This window comes from Proteus sp. TJ1640, assembly GCF_003144445.1.
Taxonomy (GTDB): Bacteria; Pseudomonadota; Gammaproteobacteria; order Enterobacterales; family Enterobacteriaceae; genus Proteus; species Proteus penneri.
In genome coordinates, this window is record NZ_PENY01000041.1 from 80830 (window position 1) to 96828 (window position 15999).

Sequence of the window (15999 nt, forward strand, 5' to 3'; positions counted from 1 at the left end):
TGTTGATAAAATAAATAAAGATAGTAATAATTAAATGGTGTTTATTTATAAATATTGAAAAAGGCTATTTTTAATAAACATCTTAGGTATTAACTTTTTCTTATATTTAAAATAATTATTTTTGCAGTAATAAATGCAATAAGTGGAGTAACAGAAAAGACAATAAATAACCAATGAGCGGCATTTTGTGCGCCAGCAATCCCACCCGGTTCGGTTAATCCAGCCATATTCACAATAGTGCCTGAAATGGCAGCACCTACAGCGGTTGAAAAAAGTTGTATAGTGGTAATTGAAGTTGCCGCTTTTTGAGCTTCTTGTCCCTGAGAAACGTGTAAAACGCGGGTTAAATAATGAGGCCATGCCATACCAATTCCGGCACCTGTAAAAAAGAGAGCGATACAAATAATAATAATTTGCCCATAAGGTATTGTTAGAATATTAGAAATAAATAAACCAAGGATCACAATAGCCACAAAATTAATTATTGGGCCAAAACGCATTAATCTCTGAGCAGTAGATTGTTTACTTGATGAAGATATAATGGCAGAGAAAGACCAACCAGCACCAACCAATGCTGCTAAATAACCTGAAAGTAGCGGGGTAATATTATGAATAATTTGTAAAAAATAGGGTACAAAGACTTCTGTTTGTACACTAATTCCTAATAAAGCCATGGTGAGATATATTGGTGCTAACGGTGCAGAAAAAGAAAAGGTTCCTTTAGGAAATAAGCCATCATTTGATTTTTTATCAATATTGACTAACAGTAGAATAAAGCTAAAAGCAAATACAAAAGATAAGGTGTTATATAAAATAACGTTATAAAGACTACCAATAGAAATAGATAATACAGCAAGCATTAATAAAATAAGCTGTTGGTAAGGTAATGGGTTTTTTGCAACGATATTATCGGCATTATTTTCGGTAGGAAGAATAGTAAATAATAAAATAGCGTAAGGAATACCAACAAATAAAATAGACCAAAATGCGCCACGCCAAACATCATATTCAGCAAATATTCCACCTAGTGCAGGGCCTAATAGTGTCGATATCCCCCACATGCTAGACATTAATGCCATAGCTCTAGACCAAAGTGGTTGAGGAAACATGACTCGAACTAAAGAGTAAGCAAGTGCTAGCAACATTCCTCCACCAGCCCCTTGAATAAATCGCCCTAAAAGCAATATTTGCATTGAAGGTGCTGTCGCACAAATAACTGAACCTGTTAAAAAGCAAATTGTGGCAAAAAGATAACTATTGCGAGGTGCAAATACACTCAATAATCGTGAAGTTAATGCAGAAGAGAGAATTGAAGCCAGAATAAAAACGGTGGTGTTCCATGCGTATAAATTAAGCCCACCAATATCACGCACAATTGAAGGTAGCGTTGTGATCGTAATATAGACATTAATTGCGTGTAATGCGACGCCTCCTGCTAAAGCAAGCGATTTTAGACTATTTTTTCCATGAAGAAGCATTCCCCAGCTCGCTTCTTCTTTTTTATTTATACTCCCCGACATAAAACACTCCTAACCATCATTTTTATGTTCTGCATATTATGCGTTAGTTCACAATAATCATTGCGCCAATTTAACGGGAATGATACAACCGATAAAGGTCATTTTGTAAAAACATATTCAGATAGGGTGAATTTGAATGAGTCAGGTATATAACTTTAGTGCAGGTCCGGCTATGTTACCGGCAGAAGTTCTTCGTCGTGCAGAATTAGAATTATGCAACTGGCATGAACTTGGGCGTTCGGTTATGGAGATTAGTCACCGCAGTAAAGAGTTTCTTGAAGTTGCTCATCAGGCAGAACAAGATCTTCGCGATCTTCTCAATGTGCCAGAAAACTACAAAATTCTTTTTTGTCACGGTGGCGCTCGAGGCCATTTTGCTGCTTTACCTCTCAATTTATTGGGTGATAAAGCAAGCGCTGATTATATTGATGGTGGTTATTGGGCTAAAAGTGCAGCCGAAGAAGCTGAAAAATATTGTTCGCCAAATATCATTAAAATTAAAACAGAAGTTGATGGCAAAATTGGTGTTAAGCCAATGAAAGAGTGGCAATTAAGTACCGATGCTGCTTATGTACATTATTGCCCAAATGAAACTATTGATGGTATTGCCATTCATGAAGAGCCAGATTTTGATGACAGCAAAATTGTTATTGCTGACTATTCATCTTCTATTTTATCTCAACCAATAGATGTTAGCCGTTTTGGTGTTATCTATGCAGGTGCACAAAAAAATATTGGCCCTGCGGGTCTAACCATCGTTATTATTCGTGAAGATCTATTAGGTAAAGCGCGTAAAGAAACACCTTCTGTGTTTGATTACACAGTGCTTGCTGAAAATGATTCCATGTTTAATACACCACCTACCTTTGCTTGGTATTTATCAGGCATGGTCTTTAAATGGCTAAAAGAGCAAGGTGGCTTGCAAGAAATGGCAAAACGTAACTATGAAAAAGCGACGCTTCTTTATAGCGCAATTGATAATAGTGATTTCTATATCAATCGTATTGCTACAGAAAATCGTTCACTAATGAATGTACCTTTCCAAATGTCTTCCCCTGAATTAGATTCAGTCTTCTTAAAAGAGGCCGAAGCTCAAGGGTTAGTCGCATTAAAAGGCCACCGTGTATCAGGAGGTATGCGTGCATCAATTTATAACGCAATGCCATTAGCTGGTGTTCAAACATTAGTTGATTTTATGGCTGATTTTGAACGTCGCCACGCATAATTCATACATTATATGTTTAGGAAACCTATGTGAAAGTGGGTTTCCTTTTATCCAAAGATGTTGATAATGACAATCAAATTGTCCCAGTACTAAAAAATAAATAAAAACAATAAGTACCTAAGTCGTTTTCTTATTTTTGATTAAACAGCATCCCATTATATTTTATTTGTTTATCGGAGTTCTTACCTGTTTATGGAATCGTTAACATTACAGCCTATTGCTCATATTGAAGGCACTATTAATTTACCAGGTTCAAAAAGTGTCTCTAATCGTGCGTTATTATTAGCCGCTTTAGCTAAAGGTAATACACGTTTAACTAACCTATTAGATAGTGATGATATTCGTCATATGCTAAATGCATTAAAAACATTAGGTGTGCAGTATCAATTATCAAATAACAATACGGTATGTGATATTGAAGGGCTAGGAGGGGAATTTAAAACATATTCACCATTAGAGCTCTTTTTAGGTAATGCAGGTACAGCAATGCGTCCATTGGCAGCCGCATTAAGTTTAGGCTCGCATGATATTATATTGACGGGTGAACCACGAATGAAAGAACGTCCAATTGGGCATTTAGTTGACGCTTTACGCCAAGGTGGCGCGAGTATCGATTATCTTGAACAAACGGACTATCCACCTATTCGTTTACGTGGCGGTTTTAAAGGTGGAAATGTAGAAGTCGATGGCAGTGTTTCAAGCCAATTTTTGACCGCCTTATTAATGACCGCTCCATTAGCTGAGCAAGATACAACGATTACAATTAAAGGTGAGTTAGTATCTAAACCGTACATCGATATTACCTTAGCGTTAATCAATACTTTTGGTGGGAAAATTGAAAACCAAGACTACCAACGCTTTGTTATAAAAGGTGGTCAGCAATATCAATCTCCAGAAAAATACCTTGTAGAAGGTGATGCTTCATCTGCTTCTTATTTTTTAGCTGCTGCTGCCATTAAAGGTGGTACTGTACGCGTTACAGGTATCGGTAAAAATAGCTTACAAGGGGACATTCATTTTGCTTCTGTACTTGAAAAAATGGGGGCAAAAGTGCGTTGGGGGGATGACTATATTGAGTGTGAACGTGGAATATTAAAAGGCATTGATATGGATATGAACACTATCCCTGATGCAGCAATGACCATTGCTACCACGGCACTTTTTGCTGAAGGTGAAACCGTTATCCGCAATATTTATAATTGGCGCGTAAAAGAAACTGATCGATTAGCAGCAATGGCAGCAGAGTTACAAAAAGTGGGTGCGATTGTTGAAGAAGGGCACGACTACTTAAAAGTAATACCACCAAAACAGTTAACAACTGCGGATATCGAAACTTATAATGATCACCGCATTGCGATGTGTTTTTCGCTGGTGGCACTTTCAGATACGCCAATCACTATTCTTGATCCGGGTTGTACCGCAAAAACCTTTCCTGATTATTTTGAGAAGTTAGAAACACTTTCTCATTGTAATAATTAATGTGAAAATCATTAATTAAAATGAGTCAAAATTAAATCAGTTAAATCGGCCGTATTGGACTTTTTGAAGAATAATATGGCCGATTTTTATTGTAATTAAACTAATTTTTCTAAAAAAATCGCCATCTCGAAAAAATAATATTAAATAAGACTCTTTAGCGCTTATCTGCTTGTTTCTTCCTATACATTGTATGCGTATAATGTCGCGTATACATTAATACTGTTTTTCTCTGTTTGAATACAATGTCTATTATATCAATGCAATAAAAGCATTAAACACAGAAACACAGTGCCCATGAAAAGGAGAAACTCATGGCGGTTATCGTCCCTGTTATAACTGTTGATGGGCCTAGCGGAGCAGGTAAAGGAACATTATGCCAAGCATTAGCAAAAGCATTTGGCTGGCACTTACTTGACTCTGGTGCTATTTATCGAGTGTTGGCATTAGCTGCTTTACACCACCATGTTGATATTACTTCTGAAGATGCATTAGTACCTCTAGCAGCAAATTTAGATGTACGTTTTGTTCCTAGTGAGAAGGGTTTAAGTGTTATTCTCGAAGGTGAAGACGTGTCGAATGAAATTCGTACGGAAACAGTTGGGAACACGGCCTCACAAGCAGCAACGTTTCCTCGTGTAAGAGAAGCATTATTGCGTCGTCAGCGAGCATTTCGTACAGAACCTGGTCTTATTGCCGATGGGCGAGATATGGGAACGATAGTTTTCCCTGATGCTCAAGTGAAAATTTTTCTTGAAGCCAGCGCAGAGGAACGAGCACGTCGTCGCATGTTACAGTTGCAGGAAAAAGGCTTTAATGTTAACTTTGAACGCCTTTTATCCGAGATAAAAGAACGCGATCACCGTGATCGGAATCGCGCAGTTGCGCCACTTGTTGCAGCGAAAGACGCATTAATTCTCGATTCTACAAGTTTGTCTATCGACGAAGTTATTGAAAAATCGTTAACTTATGCTAAAAAAAATCTGCAATTATCAGCGTAATTAATTTTTATTTCGTTTATACTAGGTAATTATCAAAATCGGGTTGACGTGTTAATGAAAACACAACAATGCCCGATGACCTTGTCACAAAGGATGTAACGAGGTATGTGAAACAACCCCATTCGGCCGGATGCTAAATGGACGTTAATTAAATTTACTTGAAGATCATTAACATGACAGAATCTTTTGCTCAACTCTTTGAAGAATCCCTAAAAACAATCGAAACTCGTCCTGGCGCTATCGTTCGTGGCGTTGTAGTTGCTATCGATAAAGACGTTGTTCTGGTTGATGCAGGTCTTAAATCAGAATCTGCTATTCCTGTAGAACAATTTAAAAACGCTCAAGGCGAATTAGAAATCCAAGTGGGCGACGAAATTGATGTTGCTCTGGACGCGGTTGAAGATGGCTTCGGTGAAACCGTTCTGTCTCGTGAAAAAGCTAAACGTCACGAAGCGTGGCTGATGCTGGAAAAAGCTTACGAAGAAAACGAAACTGTTGTTGGTATCATCAACGGTAAAGTTAAAGGTGGTTTCACTGTTGAACTGAACGGCATTCGTGCGTTCTTACCAGGTTCACTGGTAGACGTTCGCCCAGTTCGCGATACAACTCATCTGGAAAACAAAGAGCTTGAGTTCAAAGTCATCAAATTAGACCAAAAACGTAACAACGTTGTTGTGTCTCGTCGTGCGGTTATCGAATCTGAAAACAGCGCAGAACGCGATCAGTTATTAGAAAACCTGCAAGAAGGCATGGAAGTTAAAGGTATCGTTAAGAACCTTACTGACTACGGTGCATTCGTTGATCTGGGCGGTGTTGACGGTTTACTGCACATCACTGATATGGCTTGGAAACGTGTTAAACACCCAAGCGAAATTGTCAATGTTGGCGACGAAATCACTGTTAAAGTCCTGAAATTCGACCGTGAACGTACTCGCGTATCATTAGGTCTGAAACAACTGGGCGAAGATCCATGGGTAGCTATCGCTAAACGTTATCCAGAAGGTACTAAACTGACTGGTCGTGTAACTAACCTGACTGATTACGGTTGCTTCGTAGAAATCGAAGAAGGCGTTGAAGGTCTGGTACACGTTTCTGAAATGGATTGGACTAACAAAAACATTCACCCATCTAAAGTTGTTAATGTTGGTGATGTTGTTGAAGTTATGGTTCTTGACATCGATGAAGAACGTCGTCGTATTTCACTGGGTCTAAAACAGTGTAAATCTAACCCATGGCAGCAGTTCGCAGAAACTCATAACAAGAACGACCGTGTTGAAGGTAAAATCAAGTCTATCACTGACTTCGGTATCTTCATCGGTTTAGACGGCGGTATTGACGGTCTGGTTCATTTATCTGACATTTCTTGGAATGTTGCAGGTGAAGAAGCTGTTCGTGAATACAAAAAAGGCGACGAAATCGCTGCTGTAGTTCTGCAAGTTGATGCTGAGCGTGAGCGTATCTCACTGGGCGTTAAACAATTATCAGAAGATCCATTCAATAATTACCTGTCTGCTCACAAAAAAGGTGCTATTGTTTCTGGTAAAGTAACTGCTGTTGACGCTAAAGGCGCAACTGTAGAATTAGCTGACGGTGTTGAAGGTTACCTGCGTGCTTCAGAAGCTTCACGTGACCGCGTTGAAGATGCAACTCTGGTTCTGAATGTTGGCGAAGCTGTAGAAGCTAAATACACTGGCGTTGACCGTAAAAACCGCGTTATCAACTTATCTGTTCGAGCTAAAGACGAAGCAGACGAGAAAGACGCTATCGCTTCTGTAAACAATAAAGAAGAAGTTGGTTTTTCAAACAACGCTATGGCTGAAGCTTTCAAAGCAGCTAAAGGCGAATAATTTAAGTTATTAACGAGGCAACGTTAATCGTTGCCTATTTATCGGTAGTTTAGGGAGGTAATATGACCAAGTCTGAGTTAATCGAAAGACTTGCAGGCCTACAATCTCATCTTTCGGCTAAGACGGTTGAAGAAGCTGTAAAAGAAATGCTTGATCATATGGCTGATACTTTAGCTGATGGTGAGCGTATCGAAGTCCGCGGATTCGGCAGTTTTTCTCTACACTACCGTGCGCCGCGTACGGGTCGTAACCCGAAGACTGGTGATAAAGTAGATCTGGAAGGCAAATACGTTCCACACTTTAAGCCAGGTAAAGAGTTACGTGACCGTGTAAATATTTATACGGAATAATAACTCCTGTCGAAATGGCACGATGTTAGTTAACTTTCTCAAAACGGCGCTTAGGTGCCGTTTTTTATTAGTAATTATTATAGCTTTTAATGTGTTTTTTACTCCCTAATCTTCTTCTATTTCTAATCCTGAATTAATCGATTCGTTCTATTTACTTTATCTTACTCGCATCTTTCTTTTCTATTACTGTATTTTATTTCAGTTTTAATTTCTCTACTTAATTATCGATATCACTTAGTTGTTTTACTTTTTATGAGTTTCTTCTCAAAATTTATTGTATGTAACAAGGGAGCTTTTTCTTTTTATAAAGCATTACTAAAAAATAGCCTAAAATCCTTTCTTTAATCAAATGGTAATATCATGATATTTAAAGAATGATTGAAAGTAAGGATGCTGGAAATGATTTTATTGAATCGAATGATAAGTTTTTTTGGTTTAGAGGTGGCATCAATAAAACGGAGGTACTTTCATTCAATCTATTTTCAAAAACTCTATTTCACAACGTTAACTTTAGATAATATTGCTTTGGCGATGATATTAGGCTGCTTACCGTTATTAATTCAACATTCACTTTTTAGCCAGACTATTTATTACATTATTATTCTTGTTGCACTATTTCTATTACTTGTTCCTTTTGCTTTATTCCGATTTTTAGCAATATTTCTATTTTTCTGGGTTTATTCAAATATGGCAGCGTCATCCTTAATGACGAGAACGGAACAATTTGCTGATAATGTGGCAGCAATCGAAACCAAAGTGATAGAGTATCGCCAATTAACAGATGGTAATATTGTTATCAAAATACCTATGACGAAAAAAACACTCTTTTCATCATCTATTTATGCTAACGTGTATTGGCGAAATCCGCCTAAAAATATAGCGGTAGGGCAACATTGGAAGTTTAAAATTCAATTCAGAGCTGTGCATAGCTATTTAAATGAAGGTGGATTTGATAACCAAAAATATGCTGTTTCTATGAAAGAAACATTAACTGGTAAAGTGATGTCAGCGAAGTTTATCCGAGATGATATATCACTGCGTACTCAGCTTATTGAGACAATCTCAGCTTATTGGCAAACAACAAAAAATAAAGGTGAAATTATTGCTTTAGTCTTAGGTGATAAACGATATATTGAACCAGAGAAAAAAGATCTCTATATGAAAACAGGGGTCGCTCATTTAATTGTGATATCGGGTTTGCATATAGGTTTAGCTGCCTTTGCTGGTTGGGGTATTGCAAGAGGTATTCAATTTCTTTTCCCTATCAGATGGATTAATCCACAGTTTCCATTAGTTATGGCTTGGCTATGTGGTGTTTTCTATGCTGCATTATCAGGTTGGGGAATACCGGCAACAAGAGCTGTTATAGGATTAACCGTTTGGGTGATGTTACATTGGGGGAGCCGATTATTTTTACCTTGGCAATGGGCACTTTGGAGTGCTGCACTCATTTTGATTTTTGAGCCTCTTTCTATTCTTTCCGCCAGTTTTTGGCTTTCATTTTCTGCTGTATTTGCCATTATTTTTTGGTATTGGATGTACCCATTAAAAGCCAAATATAATCATCAAAAACGGTGGTTTCTTTTAAGGTTAATTCACTTACAATTTGGATTATTAATTATTTTATTACCTTTTCAATTCTATTTATTTGGTGGTGCTAATTTTTTTAGTTTTATTGTTAATTTATGGGCAGTTCCTATTATTTCATTTATTACTGTACCGTTAATAATGTTTGGATTATTGACATCCTTTTCTTCATTTTTACAACCAATAATTTGGCACTGGGTTGATCTTTCTATTAATCTTGCTTTTTGGTGTGCTCCTTTATTTTTACCTTATTGGCAATATAGTGGTACTGTTCCTTTTTTATTGGGGTTTTCAGGTATTGGTATTATTGTAATTATAAAAATGTCATGGTGGCGTCATCATTTTATTTTACTTATTGCTGTTGGTATTCTTTTATATTGCGAATTCACAACTTTCTCACGTTATCAATGGCGTATATCTATGTTAGATGTTGGCCATGGTTTAGCTATTATTCTTGAAAAAGATAGAGAAGCGATTATTTATGACACCGGAATACGCTGGAAAAGTGGTGGTTCAATTGCAAAAAGTGTCATTATTCCTTATTTAAAATATCATCGGCTTAATCCAGTAGCATTGATAATTAGTCATGATCATCTCGATCATACAGGGGGAATTAAAGATATAATAAAAGCTTATCCTCACTTAAGCATTCGTAGTAGTTTTGACGCTCCTTCTCATTTAGCTTGCTTAAGCAATGAATCATGGCAGTGGAAAGGACTTCAATTTGATGCATTATGGCCACCCAATAAAGTTCTTTCACCTAAAAATAATCAATCATGTGTGATCAATGTAAGTGATGGTAAACACACTATTCTTTTGACAGGAGATATAGAGAAAGAAGCTGAAGCTCAATTGGTAAGAGTAAAAAAAGATCAACTGAAAGCCGATGTTTTACAGGTTCCTCATCATGGTAGCCAAACATCGTCCACATTGGCGTTTATTCAAACAGTGTCGCCCAAATTTGCACTCGTTTCTGCTGCTCGTTATAGCCTTTGGCGTTTACCTTCTGATAAAGTACATCTTCGTTATAAAAAAGAAGCGATTAATTGGCTAACAACCTCTATTAGTGGGCAGATTTCGATCGAGTTTAATCAAGATAATATTGATGTATTTACCTATAGACGAGATATTTTACCTCGCTGGTATCATCAGTGGTTTGGTGTTTTGACGTTTCCCGAGTAGAATGGCCGGCTAATTATTAAAAGTTTGGTAATATATATGAATGATATAGACCTATCAACGTGGCAAACATTCCGCCGCTTATGGCCGATGATTCGGATTTTCAAAGCGGGTTTGATCGCTGCAGCAATTGCATTAATCGTCAATGCAGGTGTGGATGCATTTATGATTTCTTTATTAAAACCACTGCTTGATGAAGGTTTTGGTAAAGCAAGTAATGACGTATTAAAATGGATGCCGATTGCTGTTATTGGACTGATAGTTCTGCGTGGTATATCTAACTTTATTTCAAGTTACTGCCTTTCTTGGGTATCTGGGAAAGTGGTAATGAATATGCGTCGCCGACTGTTTTCTCATATTATGGGAATGCCGGTGAGTTTTTTTGATCAGCAATCAACAGGAACTTTGCTTTCTCGTATTACATATGATTCAGAGCAAGTTGCTTCTTCATCATCAGGTGCATTAATTACAGTTGTTCGTGAAGGTGCTTACATTATCGGGCTCTTTGGCTTGATGTTTTACTATAGCTGGCAATTATCTCTGATCCTTATTGTTATCGCGCCTATTGTAGCAGTTGTTATCCGTTTGGTATCGACTCGTTTTAGAACCATAAGTAAACGAATCCAAAATAGCATGGGGCAAGTGACAACTAGCGCAGAACAAATGCTAAAAGGACATAAAGAAGTACTGATTTTTAATGGTCAAGAAGTTGAAAATAAGCGCTTTAATCATGTGAGTAATCATATTCGTCGCCAAGGTATGCGTATGGTTGTCGCATCGTCAATTTCAGATCCTATTATTCAATTAATTGCTTCTTTTGCATTAGCTTTTGTCCTGTATGCAGCAAGTTTCCCTGACATTATGGAAACATTAACAGCGGGTACAATCACTGTTGTCTTTTCCTCAATGGTTGCATTAATGCGCCCGTTGAAATCACTGACTAATGTGAATGCTCAATTCCAGCGTGGTATGGCTGCTTGTCAAACACTATTTGCTATTCTCGATATGGAGCAAGAAAAAGACACTGGTAAGCTTGAACTGAAAAAACCAACTGGTGATATTGAGTTTCGTAATGTAACTTTCCAATATGTCACAAAAGATACGCCAGCACTGAAAAACATATCATTTACTATTCCAGCAGGGAAAACTGTTGCATTAGTTGGGCGTTCAGGGTCAGGTAAGTCTACGATTGCAAATCTGCTCACTCGTTTTTATGACATTAATGAAGGTGAGATATTGATTAATGGCCATGATATTCGTGAATACACATTGAAATCTTTACGTAACCAAGTTGCACTGGTTTCTCAAAATGTGCATCTTTTTAATGAAACTGTGGCAAACAATATCGTCTATGCTTGTGAAGATCAGTATACCCGTGAAGATATTGAAAAAGCGGCGAAAATGGCACATGCGATGGATTTTATCCAAAAAATGGATAAAGGCTTAGATACTGAAATTGGTGAAAACGGTGTGTTACTTTCAGGTGGACAACGCCAGCGTATTGCAATTGCAAGAGCGTTATTACGAGATTCACCAATTCTTATTCTTGATGAAGCGACATCGGCGCTAGATACAGAATCAGAACGAGCTATCCAGTCAGCACTTGATGAATTGCAGAGAAATAGAACCTCTTTAGTCATTGCTCACCGTTTATCAACTATTGAAAAAGCGGATGAAATATTAGTTATTGAAGATGGTGAAATTATTGAACGTGGCGCACACCTTGATCTGATTGAGAAAAAAGGTATCTATGCACAACTTCATAGGATGCAATTTGGCAAATGATTGAACGGATTTGGTCTGGTAAATCTTGGTTTTATATCCTATTGCTTCCATTCTCATGGTTGTATGGTGTGATCACGCTGTTAAGGCGTTTTGCATATCAGAAAGGGTGGTTAGCATCATGGAAAGCTCCTGTTCCTGTTGTTATTGTTGGTAATTTAACCGCGGGTGGGAATGGCAAAACACCCATTGTGATATGGCTTGTTGAGCAATTAATACAGCAGGGATTTAAGCCAGGTGTTGTATCTCGTGGTTATGGCGGGAAATCAGACCATTATCCATTACTTTTGACATCCAATACATCACCTGCCATGGCAGGTGATGAACCTGTATTGATTCATCATCGAACAGGTGTTCCCGTTGCAGTTGCTCCTAATCGACGAGATGCAGTAAAAGCGTTATTAGCACAGCATGAACTTGATGTAATTATCACTGATGATGGCTTACAGCATTATGCACTACAGCGTGATTATGAAATCGTTGTTATTGATGGTCTGCGTCGGTTTGGTAATGGTTGGTGGTTACCAGCAGGCCCTATGCGAGAGCGTGCAGGACGCTTAAAGTCAGTAGATGCAATTATCGTTAATGGTGGGGTAAGTCAAGGTAACGAGATAAGCATGACCCTAGAAGGTGATATTGCTGTGAATCTTAAAACGAGAGAAAAGAAACCAGTTCAGCAAATTAAAAAGGCTGTTGCTATTGCTGGAATTGGTCACCCACCTCGATTTTTTAACTCTTTAAATGAAAAAGGGGTCGAGTTAATCACAACAAAAGCATTTAGTGATCATAGTGACTATAGTGCCCAAGAATTACAAGACGTAACACCTAATTTAGAACCCCTTATTATGACAGAAAAGGACGCTGTTAAATGCCAGCATTTTGCGCAAGATAATTGGTGGTATTTACCGGTTAGCGCTGAATTAAATAGTCAATCTGTGCTAAAACAAGTCAGCAATTTAATTTACGGCTCGAAAAAAACTTGTATCTGATCTGAAACAATGATATTTATAGTGGAAATCAGGATAGTGTTACATAAAAGATTACCTACCTATAGTTGCATATCGCTTTTGTCGTAGTTCAATTTAACTCGTCATTACTTTATCTACTCAAAAGCTTTGTGTGGAGAGTTTGTGGATCTTGGATGTAGGGTTAATATTTTGTGTAGCGAATAGCGTCGAATTTTATACACAACGAATGATGAAAACCATTTTTGATGGTGACTAATTATCGCTATATTCGATTATCTTTTTTATCAGTGTACAATAAATATCAGCATGTCATTTTCTTGTCATATTGATACTGTAAATATTTATTGAGCTTTATGATATTTATTAAGCTTAGCTATCACGGTTTTGAACATTTATATTGAATAATAAAATGCACTACTTAAATTAATGTGTTCAGAATTTAATTGGGGTTTTATATAAGAAGACATAATAAAAAGTAGGATGCATTAGTATAGAAAAATAAAAACTATACGAAGAACAAAAGGAGTTTATCTATCATGACATTACAATTAAGAATGGGTCGCGTAAAATGGTTCGACAATAACAAAGGTTATGGTCTTATTGTTGCAAGAGATATTGAACAAGAAGTTTATGTCAATAAAAAAGCGATTGCCAATACAAAAAACAAAGCATTAACAGAAGGTCAAGACGTTGAATTTTCTGTTATTAGAACTGCAGCAGGTTTAGAAGCTGCTGATGTTATCGGGTTTTAAATAAGGCTTAGCCTTGTTAAAGATGTAGATAAAACGATAGTTTAGCATTGAGATTAAATTATCGTTTATACCTATTTTAGGTAGGTAAGCGGAAATAGTTTACCAGCGAGCTGAATAAGTAATATAAAAGAGTTATTTCGTTAATTAGAATGCAATAAAGATAATAAAAAGGTTAAATTATTATCAATAAAAGCTGAATGTAATTCTTTATTAATGATGTTGCAGACTCAACGATAAAAAGCCACATTAATGTGGCTTTTTTGTTGCTTATAGTAAAAGAGAAAATAATAAATTTATTAATAACCAAAATTATTTTCGAATTATCACTAAACGAGTGGTTTTGAGTATTAACGCTGATCATTCCTTATGATATCCTTTTGCCCTATAAAATGATTAACCCTTGAGAGGGACAAAATGGATCACCGCTTACTCGAAATTATTGCTTGTCCAGTTTGCCACGGCAAACTTATCTTTGATAAAGAAAATTCAGAGCTTATCTGCAAAATTGATCATTTAGCTTATCCTGTTCGTGACAATATCCCCGTTCTTCTGGAGAATGAAGCAAGAGAATTGTCACTAGAAGAGGAAAAGTAATTTCATGTTCACGGTCATTATCCCTGGTCGATATGCATCGACTCGTTTACCGGGTAAACCCCTTGCGGATATTCATGGCAAACCTATGATTGTTCGTGTAATGGAACAAGCTATACGCTCTGGTGCAAACCGTGTCATTGTTGCAACTGATAATTTAGATGTTGTTGCAGCAGTTGAAAAAGCGGGCGGGGAAGCGTGTATGACTCGCGAAGATCACCATTCAGGTACAGAACGTTTAGCTGAAGTCATTGAAAAATATCAATTTGCAGATGATGAGATAATCGTTAACGTACAAGGTGATGAGCCTCTTATTCCACCCGCTATTATTACTCAAGTTGCTGAAAATTTAGCAAGTTGTGGTGTAGGAATGGCAACATTAGCGGTGCCTATTGTTGACTCAAAAGAAGCTTTTAACCCTAATGCGGTGAAAGTTGTGATGGATGCAAAAGGTTTCGCACTTTATTTTTCTCGTGCAACCATTCCTTGGGAAAGAGACCGTTTTAATTTATCACATGATGAAATTGGTGAGCATTATCTACGTCATATTGGTATTTATGCTTATCGTGCAGGCTTTATACGTCGATATATTACTTGGGAACCAAGTCCATTAGAATCTATTGAAATGTTAGAGCAACTGCGTGTGTTGTGGTATGGCGAAAAAATCCATGTTGCAAAAGCATTAGAAGTTCCAGGTGTAGGTGTTGATACACAAGATGATCTGATTGCAGCAAGAGCTGCTTATCGTGCACTGAACCAAGAGTTCTAATTATTATATTAAAACCTCAAATATCTAGCGGCACTTATTTTATTAAGTGTCGTTTTTATATTTTTTTAAAATTAATTTAACCACTTAATATTATTGAATTAATTATCGTTTAATTAGATTTATAATTGTAATAATTGATGTTATTTCACCATTTGATAACAGATATCTTCCTCTTTTACTCCTGAATTCGCAGTTTCAAAATATTGATGATTTGAGTCTCAGTAAAAAGAATTTTTCATCAGAGTGGCAAAATCTCAATTTATATAACGAGTTAAAACGGTTGAATAAAAAACTAAGATATTCAAGAATGACGGAGAAATATAATAAATTATCGGAATATTCTTTGTAAATAATACTATGTTTTTTTTAATCAACCTATTGAATATTCGATCTAATAATCAATTATATAATTTAATTACTGCTATACTTTTTTAATAAAAGAAATATTTAATTATGATGCTAATTTGGGTAAGTAGTAAGAATATTATCTATACTAAATAATTATCAAATTTTAAGTAATTTTAAGTATAAAATTATTAAAGGAGTTTGAAAATATGATCCGTTGTGTTCGTTTATGGACTGGAGAAGATGGCAATTCGTTATTTGAAGAAGGTGTCATTGAATTTAAAGATAGCTCACAAGGCGATAGGGAAAGTTTACCTATCAATGTTTCAGAATTATCGTTTAGGGAAACAACTTCCGGAGGTTCTTATGATTGGCATCAGGACCCCGTTCCTCGCTATGTTATTACACTATCTGGTACATTAGAATTTGAAGTAAAAGATGGTTCAACCTTCATTATTAGGCCAGGTGATGTGTTATTAGCACAAGATAATAGTGGCACTGGCCATAAATGGCGCCTTTTAGATAATGAGCCTTGGCGTCGTGCTTATGTTGTCTATAAAGAAGACGCAGGATTATGTTTTAAACCTAATAAAACAACCAACTAATT

At 36.7% G+C, this 15999-nt stretch carries 13 protein-coding genes; 12 read left to right on the forward strand and 1 reads right to left on the reverse strand.

What is annotated here, in order from left to right; genetic code table 11:
• Nucleotides 1–89: 89 nt before the first annotated feature.
• Complete coding sequence (locus DK861_RS16825; protein WP_109400832.1) at nt 90–1520, reverse strand: MFS transporter; 1431 nt, start codon at nt 1518–1520, stop codon at nt 90–92.
• Nucleotides 1521–1656: 136 nt separating this feature from the next.
• Here DK861_RS16825 and serC point away from each other — a divergent pair, with 136 nt between their 5' ends.
• The 12 genes from serC (at nt 1657) to DK861_RS16885 (ending at nt 15997) form a co-directional block, all read left to right on the forward strand.
• A complete protein-coding gene (serC, locus tag DK861_RS16830; protein WP_109400833.1) occupies nt 1657–2745 on the forward strand; it encodes a 3-phosphoserine/phosphohydroxythreonine transaminase in 1089 nt (362 codons plus the stop codon).
• A gap of 192 nt (nt 2746–2937) precedes the next feature.
• Nucleotides 2938–4224: a 3-phosphoshikimate 1-carboxyvinyltransferase gene (gene aroA, locus DK861_RS16835; RefSeq protein ID WP_109400834.1), complete on the forward strand. Its 1287-nt coding sequence runs from the start codon at nt 2938–2940 to the stop codon at nt 4222–4224.
• Between the two features lie 311 nt (nt 4225–4535).
• Entirely contained in the window at nt 4536–5222 is a 687-nt protein-coding gene (gene cmk / locus DK861_RS16840; protein ID WP_072062801.1) for a (d)CMP kinase, read from the forward strand.
• A 173-nt stretch (nt 5223–5395) separates the two neighbouring features.
• Complete coding sequence (rpsA, locus tag DK861_RS16845) at nt 5396–7069, forward strand: 30S ribosomal protein S1 (RefSeq protein WP_006537421.1); 1674 nt, start codon at nt 5396–5398, stop codon at nt 7067–7069.
• Nucleotides 7070–7131: 62 nt separating this feature from the next.
• The gene (gene ihfB, locus DK861_RS16850) at nt 7132–7419 is read left to right on the forward strand and encodes an integration host factor subunit beta (protein ID WP_006537420.1); all 288 of its coding nucleotides are present in this window, start codon (nt 7132–7134) and stop codon (nt 7417–7419) included.
• Nucleotides 7420–7818: 399 nt separating this feature from the next.
• Nucleotides 7819–10188, forward strand: coding sequence for a DNA internalization-related competence protein ComEC/Rec2 (locus DK861_RS16855; protein WP_109400835.1), 2370 nt, complete (start codon nt 7819–7821; stop codon nt 10186–10188).
• 36 nt (nt 10189–10224) lie between these two features.
• A complete protein-coding gene (gene msbA, locus DK861_RS16860) occupies nt 10225–11970 on the forward strand; it encodes a lipid A ABC transporter ATP-binding protein/permease MsbA (RefSeq protein ID WP_072062799.1) in 1746 nt (581 codons plus the stop codon).
• Nucleotides 11967–12956, forward strand: a complete 990-nt coding sequence (lpxK, locus tag DK861_RS16865) for a tetraacyldisaccharide 4'-kinase (RefSeq protein ID WP_109400836.1) — start codon at nt 11967–11969, stop codon at nt 12954–12956. Before msbA ends, lpxK begins: the two co-directional genes overlap by 4 nt.
• Before the next feature lie 515 nt (nt 12957–13471).
• Nucleotides 13472–13687: a cold shock domain-containing protein gene (locus DK861_RS16870; RefSeq protein ID WP_023581324.1), complete on the forward strand. Its 216-nt coding sequence runs from the start codon at nt 13472–13474 to the stop codon at nt 13685–13687.
• A gap of 414 nt (nt 13688–14101) precedes the next feature.
• Nucleotides 14102–14281, forward strand: coding sequence for a Trm112 family protein (locus tag DK861_RS16875; protein ID WP_004244593.1), 180 nt, complete (start codon nt 14102–14104; stop codon nt 14279–14281).
• A 4-nt stretch (nt 14282–14285) separates the two neighbouring features.
• Nucleotides 14286–15047, forward strand: coding sequence for a 3-deoxy-manno-octulosonate cytidylyltransferase (gene kdsB / locus DK861_RS16880; protein ID WP_109400837.1), 762 nt, complete (start codon nt 14286–14288; stop codon nt 15045–15047).
• A 554-nt stretch (nt 15048–15601) separates the two neighbouring features.
• Complete coding sequence (locus DK861_RS16885) at nt 15602–15997, forward strand: cupin domain-containing protein (protein WP_006537410.1); 396 nt, start codon at nt 15602–15604, stop codon at nt 15995–15997.
• Nucleotides 15998–15999: the final 2 nt, after the last annotated feature.

Excerpts from the sequence above, each read along its gene's own strand:
- DK861_RS16825 (WP_109400832.1), bottom strand. The coding sequence starts at position 1,520 with ATGTCGGGGAGTATAAATAAAAAAGAAGAAGCGAGCTGGGGAATGCTT.
- serC (WP_109400833.1), top strand. The coding sequence starts at position 1,657 with ATGAGTCAGGTATATAACTTTAGTGCAGGTCCGGCTATGTTACCGGCA.
- aroA (WP_109400834.1), top strand. The coding sequence starts at position 2,938 with ATGGAATCGTTAACATTACAGCCTATTGCTCATATTGAAGGCACTATT.
- cmk (WP_072062801.1), top strand. The coding sequence starts at position 4,536 with ATGGCGGTTATCGTCCCTGTTATAACTGTTGATGGGCCTAGCGGAGCA.
- rpsA (WP_006537421.1), top strand. The coding sequence starts at position 5,396 with ATGACAGAATCTTTTGCTCAACTCTTTGAAGAATCCCTAAAAACAATC.
- ihfB (WP_006537420.1), top strand. The coding sequence starts at position 7,132 with ATGACCAAGTCTGAGTTAATCGAAAGACTTGCAGGCCTACAATCTCAT.
- DK861_RS16855 (WP_109400835.1), top strand. The coding sequence starts at position 7,819 with ATGATTTTATTGAATCGAATGATAAGTTTTTTTGGTTTAGAGGTGGCA.
- msbA (WP_072062799.1), top strand. The coding sequence starts at position 10,225 with ATGAATGATATAGACCTATCAACGTGGCAAACATTCCGCCGCTTATGG.
- lpxK (WP_109400836.1), top strand. The coding sequence starts at position 11,967 with ATGATTGAACGGATTTGGTCTGGTAAATCTTGGTTTTATATCCTATTG.
- DK861_RS16870 (WP_023581324.1), top strand. The coding sequence starts at position 13,472 with ATGACATTACAATTAAGAATGGGTCGCGTAAAATGGTTCGACAATAAC.
- DK861_RS16875 (WP_004244593.1), top strand. The coding sequence starts at position 14,102 with ATGGATCACCGCTTACTCGAAATTATTGCTTGTCCAGTTTGCCACGGC.
- kdsB (WP_109400837.1), top strand. The coding sequence starts at position 14,286 with ATGTTCACGGTCATTATCCCTGGTCGATATGCATCGACTCGTTTACCG.
- DK861_RS16885 (WP_006537410.1), top strand. The coding sequence starts at position 15,602 with ATGATCCGTTGTGTTCGTTTATGGACTGGAGAAGATGGCAATTCGTTA.